Annotated in this window: 12 protein-coding genes and 1 riboswitch; of the genes, 1 reads left to right on the forward strand and 11 read right to left on the reverse strand. The window is 62.2% G+C overall.

What is annotated here, in order from left to right; genetic code table 11:
• Positions 1 to 93: 93 nt before the first annotated feature.
• Positions 94 to 879 carry a TSUP family transporter gene (locus IM739_RS13480; RefSeq protein ID WP_237368230.1) on the forward strand — a complete coding sequence of 262 codons (786 nt, stop codon included), beginning with the start codon at positions 94 to 96 and terminating at the stop codon, positions 877 to 879.
• On the opposite strand, the gene IM739_RS13485 is transcribed toward IM739_RS13480, so the two are convergent.
• The 11 genes from IM739_RS13485 to IM739_RS13535 all read right to left on the reverse strand — a co-directional run bounded on the left by IM739_RS13485 (position 876) and on the right by IM739_RS13535 (position 12,109).
• Positions 876 to 1,301: an EamA family transporter gene (locus IM739_RS13485; protein ID WP_237368231.1), complete on the reverse strand. Its 426-nt coding sequence runs from the start codon at positions 1,299 to 1,301 to the stop codon at positions 876 to 878. The genes IM739_RS13480 and IM739_RS13485 overlap by 4 nt on opposite strands.
• Complete coding sequence (gene cobO / locus IM739_RS13490; RefSeq protein WP_237368232.1) at positions 1,301 to 1,930, reverse strand: cob(I)yrinic acid a,c-diamide adenosyltransferase; 630 nt, start codon at positions 1,928 to 1,930, stop codon at positions 1,301 to 1,303. Before cobO ends, IM739_RS13485 begins: the two co-directional genes overlap by 1 nt.
• Positions 1,927 to 2,373: a GNAT family N-acetyltransferase gene (locus IM739_RS13495; protein ID WP_237368233.1), complete on the reverse strand. Its 447-nt coding sequence runs from the start codon at positions 2,371 to 2,373 to the stop codon at positions 1,927 to 1,929. The genes cobO and IM739_RS13495 overlap by 4 nt, the downstream gene beginning before the upstream one ends.
• Positions 2,370 to 2,765, reverse strand: a complete 396-nt coding sequence (locus IM739_RS13500; protein ID WP_237368234.1) for a GFA family protein — start codon at positions 2,763 to 2,765, stop codon at positions 2,370 to 2,372. Before IM739_RS13500 ends, IM739_RS13495 begins: the two co-directional genes overlap by 4 nt.
• A 3-nt stretch (positions 2,766 to 2,768) precedes the next feature.
• Complete coding sequence (gene cobN / locus IM739_RS13505; RefSeq protein WP_237368235.1) at positions 2,769 to 6,530, reverse strand: cobaltochelatase subunit CobN; 3,762 nt, start codon at positions 6,528 to 6,530, stop codon at positions 2,769 to 2,771.
• 3 nt (positions 6,531 to 6,533) lie between these two features.
• Positions 6,534 to 7,607 (reverse strand): cobalamin biosynthesis protein CobW, encoded by a 1,074-nt coding sequence (cobW, locus tag IM739_RS13510; protein WP_237368236.1) that lies wholly within the window; start codon positions 7,605 to 7,607, stop codon positions 6,534 to 6,536.
• 3 nt (positions 7,608 to 7,610) lie between these two features.
• Complete coding sequence (cobU, locus tag IM739_RS13515) at positions 7,611 to 8,138, reverse strand: bifunctional adenosylcobinamide kinase/adenosylcobinamide-phosphate guanylyltransferase (protein WP_237368237.1); 528 nt, start codon at positions 8,136 to 8,138, stop codon at positions 7,611 to 7,613.
• A 196-nt stretch (positions 8,139 to 8,334) separates the two neighbouring features.
• A riboswitch (cobalamin riboswitch) is annotated at positions 8,335 to 8,705 on the reverse strand.
• Positions 8,706 to 8,791: 86 nt separating this feature from the next.
• Entirely contained in the window at positions 8,792 to 9,583 is a 792-nt protein-coding gene (locus IM739_RS13520) for a hypothetical protein (RefSeq protein WP_237368238.1), read from the reverse strand.
• Between the two features lie 66 nt (positions 9,584 to 9,649).
• On the reverse strand, positions 9,650 to 10,453 hold the full coding sequence (locus tag IM739_RS13525) for an ATP12 family chaperone protein (RefSeq protein WP_237368239.1): 804 nt from the start codon (positions 10,451 to 10,453) through the stop codon (positions 9,650 to 9,652).
• Positions 10,454 to 10,463: 10 nt separating this feature from the next.
• Positions 10,464 to 11,117, reverse strand: coding sequence for an HAD-IA family hydrolase (locus IM739_RS13530; RefSeq protein ID WP_237368240.1), 654 nt, complete (start codon positions 11,115 to 11,117; stop codon positions 10,464 to 10,466).
• Positions 11,114 to 12,109: an RluA family pseudouridine synthase gene (locus IM739_RS13535; protein ID WP_237368241.1), complete on the reverse strand. Its 996-nt coding sequence runs from the start codon at positions 12,107 to 12,109 to the stop codon at positions 11,114 to 11,116. The genes IM739_RS13530 and IM739_RS13535 overlap by 4 nt, the downstream gene beginning before the upstream one ends.
• Positions 12,110 to 12,199: the final 90 nt, after the last annotated feature.

Consider the following 12,199-nt stretch of genomic DNA (forward strand, 5'->3'; position numbering starts at 1 on the left):
TGTGACTGACTTCCATCCGCGCCGGCTGGATGATCCTGCCCTTCCAGACGACACTGCACTTCCAGATCCCCCCTTTATGACATTGAGTGACCTGTGGCCGACCTTGCCTTCAACCTCCTCCTTCTGCTCTTCGTCGCAGCCTTTATCGCCGGATTTGTCGATTCCATTGCCGGCGGCGGTGGCCTGATCACCATTCCTGCCATGTTGATCGTCGGTATCCCGCCGCTGGAAACACTGGGCACCAACAAGCTGCAATCGATGTTCGGCGCCGGTTCCGCGACGATTGCCTATGCGCGCAACGGCCATGTCGACCTGAAGAAGCAATTGCCGATGGCGCTCATGGCGGTGGCGGGCGGCGCGATCGGCGCACTGATCGCGACCGTGGTCCCGGGCAGCGTCCTGCGCGCGCTGATGCCTTTCCTTCTGGTCGCGATCGCCCTCTATTTCGCACTGAAGCCGAACCTGTCGGACGAAGACCGACACCAGCGCATCCCGCCATTCCTCTTCGGCCTGACCTTCGTGCCACTGATCGGTCTCTATGACGGCGTCTTCGGTCCCGGCACCGGCTCCTTCTTCATGCTGGCCTTCGTCTCACTTGCCGGCTTTGGCGTGCTGAAGGCGACCGCCCATACCAAGCTGCTCAACCTCGGCTCCAATGTCGGAGCCTTCATCGTCTTCATGATCGGCGGCGTAGTGCTTTGGAAAATCGGCCTGATGATGGGGCTCGGCCAGTTCCTCGGTGCCCAGGTCGGCTCGCGTTTCGCCATGAAAAGCGGCGCAAAGCTGATCAAGCCGCTGTTGATTGTCACCTGCGTGGCATTGGCGGCAAAACTGCTGCTCGACCCGACCAATCCGATCCGGGTCTGGTTGGGGTTCTAGAGCACAGCCACCATGATCGTGCCGGCACCGATCATCGCAATGCCGGCCCAGGCGCCAAGGCTGAGCTTTTCACCGAGAAAGAGCAGGGCAAAGACAGCGACGAACACGATCGACAGCTTGTCGATCGGCGCCACGCGCGAAGCATCGCCCAGCTTGAGCGCCCGGTAGTAGCAGAGCCAGGAAGCGCCGGTGGCCAATCCAGACAGGCCAAGGAAGATCCAGGTCCTTGCCGCGATCGTCGATGGCGCCTGCCATTGGCCGGTCGCCGCCACGATACCGGTCAAGACGACGATAATCACAACGGTGCGGATCAGGGTTGCCAGATCGGAATTGACCCCGGCGACGCCGACCTTGCCGAATATCGCAGTGAGCGCCGCAAAGACCGCGGAAAGAAATGCCCAAAACTGCCAGCTTTGCGCCATCAGAACTCCACGCCGATCTGCGCCTTGATGCCGGAGCGGAACGGATGCTTGATCAGTTCCATCTCCGTCACCAGGTCCGCGATTTCGATCAGCTCGTCCTTGGCATTACGGCCGGTGAGCACGACATGCGTCATCTCCGGCTTCTCGTTCGACAGGAATTCGACCACCTCGGCAATATCGATATAGTCATAGCGGATGGCGATATTGATCTCGTCGAGCAGGATCATCGAATGGGACGGATCGCGGATCAGTTCCTTGGCCTTCTCCCAGGCGGCCTTGGCCATCGCGATGTCGCGCGCCTTGTCCTGCGTCTCCCAGGTAAAGCCCTCGCCCATCGTATGGAACTGGCAGAGATCGGAAAAATGCTTGAGGATCATGTCCCGCTCGCCGGTCGACATGGCACCCTTGATGAATTGCACGACCGCACATTTCTTGCCATGCGCGATATGGCGAAAGATCATGCCGAATGCCGCGGACGACTTGCCCTTGCCCTTGCCGGTATGGACGATCACCAGCCCCTTTTCGCCGGTCTTGGTCGCCATGATCTTATCACGGGCAGCCTTTTTCTTGGCCATCTTTTCGGCGTGGCGGGCAAGATCCGCATCGGTGGACGTCGTCTCTTCGGTCATGGTGCACTCCCGGAATTATCAAATGTTTTGACAAACCATATGCGCTGCGGTTTGCCGCCGATAGCAGGCAGGCGTCCGATTTCGGTAAATCCCTCGCGCAGGTAGAAGCGTGGCGCCTGGAAATCGAACGTGTCGAGATAGATACCGACAAAGCCCCTGGCTCGGGCGATGTCCTCGGCCCGAGACAGCAGCTTGCCGCCGAGCCCGAAATTGCGGGCATCGGCTGCGACCGCAAGCAGTTTCACATACAACCAGCCCTGCACCTCGGACCCGACAAGGCCACCCAACAGACGCCCCTCGCCGTCTTCGGCCCGTACCTGCACGGTTTCGCCATCAAACGGCTTATCAAGCGCTCGGGCCGCCTCGTCCAGAATGGCCACGGTTGCGTCGGCAAATTCCTTGTCCTCGCCTTCGACAACGCTGATCAGGATCGTATCGTTCATGCTCCGCCCTCACCCTTGGGAAGATCGTCGATGACATTGAGCCAGTCGACACGCTCGTTCCAATGCCAGTGCTCCCGGATCGCCATCTCCAGGCCGTGATCGAGGCTTGCCACATAGAAGTCGATTTCGGACGGTCGCCGCTCGGTCTCGAATGACATCGGTGACCCACATTGACTGCAGAAACCTCGCCGCACGCCGGGGGACGAGGCATAGTAGCGCAGACTGTCGCCAGCCAGCACCGTATCCGCGCGCTCGACGGTGAAAAAACTCGTGACCGGCGACGAGGCAGCCCGTCGGCAGCTTTCGCAGTGGCAATGGCCCGCCGTCCGCACCGTGCCGCGAACCTTGAATCGCACCGCCCCGCACAGACAATGTCCGGACAACTCAGTCATGGCCTAGATCTCCTCGGCAATTTCAAGCAGGGAGAATTTGGCCGAATTGCTCTTCGGCGTCCACAAGCCGCGATCGATGGCTTCGATCAGGCGCTCCGACATTTCCCGCAATGCCGGTCGATTCTTCTCGGCCATGAAGTCGCGCACCCGCTCGTCGAGCACGAAGGCCTGATAGACGGCCTCGAAATGATGATTGCGCACGGCGCCCGTTGTTGCCGCGAAAGCGAACATGTAGTCGACCGTCGCCGTGATCTCGAAGGCGCCCTTGTAGCCGTGGCGCATCACGCCTTCTATCCATTTCGGATTGACAACACGCGCGCGCACGACCCGTCCGATCTCCTCCTCCAGGGTGCGGATCACCGGCTTTTCCGGCCGCGAATGATCGTTGTGGTAGACGACCGGCCGTGCGCCCGAGATTTCTTCGATCGCCGCCGTCATGCCGCCCTCGAACTGGTAGTAGTCGTCGCTGTCGAGCAGGTCATGCTCGCGATTGTCCTGGTTCTGCACCACCGCCTGCACTGTGCGTAGCCGCTCCTCGAACAACCCGCGCTCGGCCTTTCCCTCGGCACCCGCCCCATAGGCATAGCCGCCCCAGACCAGATAGGCCTCAGCGAGATCACCGCGCTTTTCCCAGCCTTTCTCGTCGATCAACGCCTGCAGACCCGCCCCGTATGCGCCTGGCTTCGAGCCGAACACGCGGTAGCCGGCACGCCTTGTGGCGGCGGCGGCGTCGAGGCCATCGGCAACCAGCTGCGCGGTATCGGCCCGCATGCGCGCCGCAATCGGATTGTCGCCCTCATCTTCGTCAAGCGCACCGACGGCACGGATCGCCTTGTCATAAAGGGCGATCTGCTCCGGGAAGGCATCGCGGAAAAAGCCGGAAATGCGCAAGATGACATCGACGCGCGGCCGGCCGAGCAGCGCCTGCGGCAGGATTTCGTAACCAGTGACCCGCCGCGAGGCCATGTCCCAAACCGGCTTGACGCCAATCAGCGCGAGCGCTTGGGCTATGTCGTCGCCGCCGGTGCGCATGTTCGACGTACCCCAGGCCGTCAGCCCGAACGATAAGGGCCATTCGCCGTGATCCTGGACAAACCGCTGGATCAGCAGTTCGGCTGACGCCTTGCCGAGCTGGTAGGCAGCCGGCGTCGGCACGGCACGACTGTCGACCGAGTAGAAATTGCGCCCAGTCGGCAATACGTCGGGACGCCCGCGGGTCGGGGCGCCGGAAGGGCCGGGCGGCACGAAACGACCGTCGAGACCCTTTAGCAGGCCGGCGATTTCCGCCGGACCAGACCGGACAATCGACGGCTTAAGGCGGCATTCGATCTCCGCGAGGACCGCTTCGGTCCGGCTCCAGTCCGGCGGGCAGGCGGTCGTTCCGTCGACCAGAGCCGCCGCCAGCAATTCGATGCGCTCGACGGTGTCGCCGTGGGTGCGCCACGGTTCGTCGGTCAGGCGTGCGAGGATCTCGGGCCGTGATCCCGTCCAGGTATCGGACATGACACAGTCGAGAGGGTCGAAGTCGCCAGACGGAGATGGGCCCGAATGCAACACTTGCGCCAGCGCATCTGCCGCAATCGCCCGCTGCAGACTTGCGTCACCGCCCTCGCCCAACCCGCGCGGAACCCGTGCAAGCGCCACCGTCAGGTCCGTGAGCAGCCGTCCTACGGGTGCAAGGCCGAAAATGTGCAGACCGTCGCGGATCTGCAGTTCCTTCAGGTCGCAGAGATAGGCGTCGAGCTTTTCCAGCGCCGTCTCTTCCGCTTCCCCTTTGTCGATCCCGGCATCCTGGTCGAGCCCGATATCCGAGACCAGGTCGAGGATCTGCTTCTTCAGCAACTTCAGCCGGCGGGGATCGCCGCCCGACGCCTCGTAGTATTCGTCAACCAGCGCTTCCAGATCCTTCAGCGGGCCATAACTCTCGGCCCGCGTCAGTGGCGGCGTCAGGTGGTCGATGATCACCGCCGACGTCCGGCGCTTGGCTTGCGTTCCCTCACCCGGATCATTGACGATGAACGGATAAAGATGCGGCAAAGGTCCCAATATTGCTTCCGGATAGCAGGTCTCGCTCAGCGCCAGCGCTTTGCCTGGCAGCCATTCGAGATTGCCGTGCTTGCCCATGTGGATCACGGCATGCGCCATGAACCTGCCGCGCAGGAAAGCATAGAAGGCAAGATAGCCATGCGGCGGCACGAGGTCGGGAGAATGGTAGCTTTGCTTCGGGTCGATGTTGTAACCCCGCGCCGGCTGAATGCCTACCATCACCCGGCCGAAGCGCATCAGCGGCAAGGCAAACCCGCCATCGCGGAAGAAGGGATCGTTCGCCGCATCACCCCAACGAGCGCGCACTTCGTGTTGAATCTGTTTCGGAAGCGATTCAAAAAAACTATTGTAATCGCTCAAGGAAATGACTTCGCGGACAATGCGCCCATCATTGGCCGCATTGGTCGGCCCGTCCATCAGCGCCGTCATCAGCGCATCGCCGTCGGCCGGCAACTCACCCGTCGCGTAGCCTGCGGCAGACAAGGCTCGCAACACCTCGATTGTCCCGGCCGGAGTGTCGAGCCCGACGCCATTGCCGAGCCTGCCGTCGCGATTGGGGTAGTTCGCCATGATCAGCGCAACGTTGCGATCCTTCGGCGACATCTTGCGCAGCCGCGCCCAGTTGGCGGCAAGCCTGGCGACGAACGCCATCCGGCCCGGATCCGGTTCGTGGCTGACAAGATTGGTCTCGACCCGTTCATCGAAGCGGGCCGCCGACTTGAACGAAACGGCGCGTGTCAGCACCCGACCATCGACTTCCGGCAGTGAAACGCTCATGGCAAGATCGCGCGCCGAAAGCCCCTGGCTGGATGCTTCCCATGCCGCCTTCGGCGACGAAGAGAAAATTGCCTGCAAAACCACCGCGCCCTGTTCGTCGAGGATGGTCGAGGGATTGACCGATCCCGGCGCCGAAACGGCAAATCCCGTCGTGTTGATCACGACATCCGGCGGGACGTCGCCAAACACGGCGCGCAGGGTCTCGACCGACACGAGATCCTTCAGGCTCGACACGAAGACCGGCAACGGCGTGAGGCCCTCCCGTTGGAGTGCGCCGATCATGGCTTCCACCGGCGCAGTTTCGCCACTCTGGACGAGCGCACGGTAGAAGCAGATGGCAGCGACACTTCCGTTGGCGGCAGCCAGCTGCCGCCACTCCTCGACACCGATCGCGCCCTTGCCCGGCCACCAGATACCGGCTTTCAGCAGCGGACGCGCGGGCTCCGGCCTATCGGCGCCCGACAGCATTGCCGCCGCATAGGCAACGAAATGCGCGGTGTTGCGATCACCGCCCTCGGTCAGATAGGTCCAGAGCGCCGAGCGATCGGCATCCATGCAAAGACTGAAGGGATCGAGACCGGCATCCGGCTTGTCGTCGCCGGGCAGCGAGACGATCAGCGCACCATTGGCACGCGCGGCTGCCGTGAGCGCCTCCAGCGCATGGTGGAAATAGCTCGCCCCCCCGAGCGCCCTGACGACGATCAGCTTTGCATGGCGCGCCGTACGCTCGATATAAGTATCGACCGACATCGGATGCTTGAGCGCCATAAGGCTGGCAAGACGCCAGCTTGGCCCGGCCCCCGCCGCAGCGACGGCTGCGGCCACCGCCGACAGTTCGGTGTCGGCAGCCGACAGGAAGAGGATGTCTCCCGGCGTCTGCCCAAGGTCGATCGCTTCGTCACCGTCGGCAATCGAGCCTTTCTGGGCCAGCAGGAGATGCATGGTTCAGGCAGCCGCCTGAACTGCTTCGACAACCGCGCCAAAGTCCCATTCATGCAGGCCGATGACGACGAGGCGGGTCTCGCGCTTTTCGCCCGACGTCCATGGCCGGTCGAAATAGGTGTCGATCCGCGTGCCGACCGCCTGAATGACGAGGCGCATCGGCTTGCCGGGCACGTCGATAAAGCCTTTGAGGCGCAGGATGTCGTGGGCCTCAATCACCGGCTTCAGGCGATCGACGAAGCTTGTCGGATCGGCAATCGCGCCAAGCTTGAGCACGAAGCTTTCGAACTCGTCGTGGTCGTGATGATGGTCATGGTCGGCACCGCTCTCGTGCAGCGCCTCATGCTCCAGCTCGTGATGCGACTTGCGATTGTCGATATCGTCCTCGGTGCCGGCACCGAGACCCAGCAACACAAGCGACGAGACTTCGCCATTGCGCGCTTCGACAATCGATGGCTTGCGCTGTGTACGGCCCGTCACCTCCGCGCGCACCGCAGAGATGCCGGCAGCGTCGAGCAGATCGGTCTTGTTGAGCACGATCAGGTCGGCGCAGGTGAGCTGGTCCTCGAACAGTTCCTCGATGGCGCTCTCGTGGTCGAGGCTTTCATCTTCCGCCCTTGCCGCATCCACCTTGTCGTGGTCATCGGCAAAACGACCGGCGGCAACGGCTGCGCTGTCGACGACGGTGATAACGCCATCAACGGTGACGCGGGTGCGGATATCCGGCCAGTTGAAGGCGGCGACCAACGGCTGGGGAAGCGCAAGGCCGGAAGTCTCGATCACGATGTGATCGGGTTTCACGTCGCGTTCCAGGAGCTTTTGCATCGTCGGAATGAAATCGTCGGCGACCGTGCAGCAGATACAGCCATTGGTCAGCTCGATGATATCGTCTTCGGTGCAATTGTCGGCGCCGCAGCCCTTCAAAACATCGCCGTCGACACCCAGATCGCCAAATTCATTGATGATCAGCGCGATCTTCTTGCCACCAGCATTCATCAGCATGTTGCGGATGATCGTGGTCTTGCCGGCGCCGAGGAAGCCGGTAATCACGGTGGCGGGAATTTTCTGCTGCAACATGGTTCAACCCTTCATTTTCAGCGGCAAACCGGCCGCGACGAAATATACTTCCGCAGCCTTTGCCGCGATGAGCTGGTGCAGCCGGCCGGCATGATCGCGAAAAGCGCGCGCCATTCCATTCTCCGGCACAATGCCGAGACCGACTTCATTGGAAACAAGAACGATACGGGCTTTGAGCGACGGCAGCAGGTCAGCGAGTGCGCCGCTCTCTGCAGCTATATCACGCCCCTCCTGCATCATCAGATTGGTGACCCAGAGCGTCAGGCAATCGACCAGTACCACCCGGCCAGGATCGTCGATCGCCACGAGTGATCCGACAAGATCAAGCGGCTCTTCGTGCGTGCTCCAGCCGTGGCTGGCGCGATCCTGCTTGTGGGCCTCGATGCGTGCGCCCATCTCGTCATCCCAGGCACGGCAGGTCGCGAGGTAGTTAAGCGCAAGGCCGCTGTCGCGGCAGACCTGCTCAGCAAACCGCGACTTGCCCGAACGGGCGCCACCCAGGACAAAAACAGGGGAATGAATGGACTGCATCAGTCAGCCACGCTCCGCAAAACCGGAGCAACAACGAGGCGCCACCGGCAGAACGCCGTCGCCAACCAAATCGAACCGACCCGCATCCCGATCCGGATGCGCCGCCTTGCGCGACCGAGAGGTCCCGCCACATGCAAACGTCGCCACGACAACCTCCGTGCTGGCGCCGGGGATCTCTCCCCATAAATTGGGCCACAACGGCCCGTCACGGACGGCAGGTCTCCTGGCTCGCAGCTGCCGGCGAAAAAACGCCAACGGATCTTCCTTACCTTCCCAGGGCTTGTCGGCAGTCGCGAAAAGGCGGACGATTCGTAGATATAGAGGCGTCCCACCCCGGCTGATCGCGCTGCCACCCCAGTGGCTTTTCCGGTTCAAGACCTCCGGCATCGATCGCACCGCGCGACCCGTCATGACTTCGGCACAAAACCGGATGGAAGACCCTCGCTGCTCTACAGTCGCGGGGTCGGCTGCGTTTGGCAGTCCCGGTCTGGATCCCTGCCTCCGCATTCCCTTTTGCTTTCCAGGCAACACTTCTGTCGCCCGGAAACCATCCAGTCGAAAGGATTAGGCGGTGCCTCGCGGCAAGTCAATCGAGACCGTAGACGCATCGAAGGCAATTGCCGGAAATCATGATCGCGAAAACAGATCAGCTGTCAGGGCTTCGGCGCAAGGCACCCGGCATCCGTTGCCGGATCGCAGCTCCCGTCAAGCCGCACAGATCCGCTGGCTCCCTGCTCCACCGGACCACCTTGAGCCGGGGCATCCTTGGCCCTTGCCTTTGCCGGCTGCACCACGGGAGCGGCAATCACCGGCGCAACCATCTCGGCCGGAACAGCAACGGGCGCAGGCTGCACCACAGGCGCCGGCTTGGTCACGGTGACCGGTGCTGCAGCGCGCACTGGCTTCGGCATCGTAACAACCGCCTCAACAGGTGCTGGATCGGTTGCAAAGCGGGTCGACATCGTCCGCGGCGGACGCGTCGTCCTGATCCGTGGCACGGTCAGCGAAAAGGCAAAACGGATGCGGGCTGCAATTTCTTCGGCCAATGGCTCGCGGCCAAAGCGGGGATCATTGGTCGGGCTATTGACGGTAAAGTTTCCTGCCGCAACAGGCTCACCGGTCTCAACGGAAGCAGCCGTCACGGTAAACCGCACCTGCTCGAAGTAACGCCGGGCATTTGCCCCCGCACCGAACTTGTCGATCTTGACCAGCAGCACGACACGCTCGGCGCCTGCCGGCGGCCGTGTCGAGGAAATCGCCGCCGCAACGCGCCGATCGATGCCCCTCACCAGATCAAGGGGAACGCTTGCGTCAGCCATGACGGTAACGTCGCGCACGTAGTAGACCAGCGGCCTGTCAATGCCGCGTTCATTGGAATGTGCACACGCCGACAGCACGAGAAGGAGCCCGAGCGCAAAAGCGATGCGAAAACTGCGAGCAACCATCTGGACAACCCCGACGCGGTGATTCTAACCCGCTCCGAGCATTGGTCGATTATGGTTAGCCCTTGGTTAATCCTGGCTACGGAGGGCAGCAAACAGCGAAGCGGCCGCAGCTATTTCACCGTAGCGCGCCTCGCGACGCGCCTCAGCCTCTTCATCGCTTCCCCAGTGCTCGATCGTCCAATCCTCGTCGAGATGCGCCAGGCTCCAGACGGTGTCGAGGTCGTAGGCACCCTCTGCGAAGGCAAGCGCAAGGATCGATGATCCGGCAAGCGTCGTGACCACATGCAAGCACGAAAGGCGGAAAGCTTCACGGTAGCGCTCCAGCGCCGCCGCATAAGCTTGCAGCGCATGGCCGGGCTGTTCCTGATGGATCACGCCCTCCGCCAGGATGAACCGGGCATGATGGACTTCCGCCACCCAGGCGAGCACCGGATCCCAGCGGCCGGCCTGGCGGTCGACCAGTTCCTGCGGGCTGTCAGCACGGTAGCAAAGCAGGTCGCTGCCGGCAAAACGCACGATCTCGTCGAAGACTTCCGACAGGTTCGCGCTCACGGCATCGATCGCGGTATTGGCAAGCTTGGTAACCGGCATCGTGCCCGGATCAATAACCTGACCCTGTGCGGCCCATTCCGCAGCGACCAGTTCCGCCGCCTCGCGCGTTGGCAAACACAGCGTATTCTTGGCGGGGGTCTTCACCGGCTTGCCATCGAGATGGATCGCAAATCCGTTCCCGTCGGCTGCAATCGATACGGCGGAGTAAAAGCGCTTCGGCAGCGGCCGCTTCATCTGGATCTGGGCGCGGCGCACGGGATCGGCATCGCTGTGCTCGGGCATGAAGGTGCCGGAAATGTTGCTGAGTTCGTCACGCATCTAGAGGCCCTCAGTGGATATAGGCGAGAAGATCGGCAGGGTGGTCGACAACGGCGTCGGCACCGGCCTTCCACAATTCATCGACAGATGCGTAGCCCCAGGAAACGCCGATAGCGGTGGCACCGGCAGCCTTAGCCATCTGCATGTCGAAGACGGCATCGCCGATGACGATCGTTTCAGACGGCGCAATTCCCGACTGGTCGCAGCATTCCGTCACCATGGCCGGATGCGGCTTCGACGGGCAGTCATCCGCGGTGCGGCAGAACCGGAAATGCGGGGCAAAGCCATGCCCCTCCAGGACCATGGCCAATCCACGCCGCGACTTTCCCGTGACCGCGCCCAGGACTACATCGTCTCGTGCCGCCAGCGTTTCGATCACGCCATGGATACCGTCAAACAAGGGCTCTTCAAAGCCGCTGTCCCGACGGACATCGCCAAAGATCGACTTGTAATAGGTCGCCATGTCGACCGCCTCGTCATCCGCATGCGGCTTGCCGTCCATGCGAGCAATGGCAATGTCGAGCGTCAGGCCGATGATCGCCTTGGTTTCCGCAACATCCGGTTCGCGCTTGCCGAAATGAAGAAATGTCCGTCGCATCACTTCATGGATCAGCCCGGCGCTGTCGACCAGCGTGCCGTCGCAATCGAACAGAACCAGCTTCATTCCTCGTCTTCCCGCTCACCCGATGCCATGTCGAAGCCGAACAGGTTCCAGGTCTGGACCATGTGCGGCGGCAACGGCGCCGTAATTTTCAGACGTCCGCCGTTCGGATGCGGGATGTCGATGTGCCGTGCATGAAGATGGAGGCGCTTCTGCACCCCCCCGGGGAAGTCCCAGTTATGGTCGTCATCGAAATACTTCGGATCACCGATGATCGGGTGCCCCATATAAAGGGCATGGACGCGCAACTGGTGCGTGCGACCGGTATAGGGCTCCATCTCCAGCCAGGCGAAGGTATGGGCAGCCGTCTCCAGCACACGGTAGTAGGAAATCGCGTGATCGGCGCCGTCCTCGCCATGCTTGCAGACCCGCATGCGGTCGCCCTCGTCCGTCTGGTCCTTGACCAGCCAGGTCGAAATCTTGTCGCTCTGCTTGCGCGGCACGCCCTTGACCAGGGCCCAATAGGTCTTCTTCGTATCGCGCTCGCGGAAAGCGGCGGTCAGCTTCTGTGCCGCGCCGCGCGTCTTGGCGACCACGAGCACACCGGACGTATCACGGTCGAGGCGATGGACAAGGCGCGGCTTCTCGCCCTTCTTGCTGGTCCAGGCTTCGAGCATCTTGTCGATATGACGCACCAAGCCGGAACCGCCCTGCACGGCAAGACCGGCCGGCTTGTTGAGCACGATGACCTTTTCGTCTTCATGCAGCAGCATGCGTGACAGCAGTTCGCTGTCTTCGGAATGTTTGAGATCGTGCGAACCGATCGGACCGGACTTGCCCTTCAGGTCGACGTCGAGCGGCGGCACACGCACCACCTGCCCCGGCTGCACGCGTGCATCGGTCTTCACCCGGCCGCCATCGACGCGCACCTGACCGGAGCGCAGAAGTTTCTGCAGCGGGCCGAATCCGAGCCCCGGGAAATGCACCTTGAACCAACGGTCCAGGCGCATGCCGGCCTCGTCGGCTGCCACGGTGATATGTTCGATGCCTGCCATGTTCGTTTGGTCTTTCTTTTTCGCAACAGGCCCTGCCTGCGCCTTTTTATGAGCGCTTTAGAGCATTTCGCCCCAATATGGAAACAGGAA

Origin of the sequence: Rhizobium sp. SL42 (genome assembly GCF_021729845.1) — a bacterium.
Lineage (GTDB): Bacteria > Pseudomonadota > Alphaproteobacteria > Rhizobiales > Rhizobiaceae > Allorhizobium.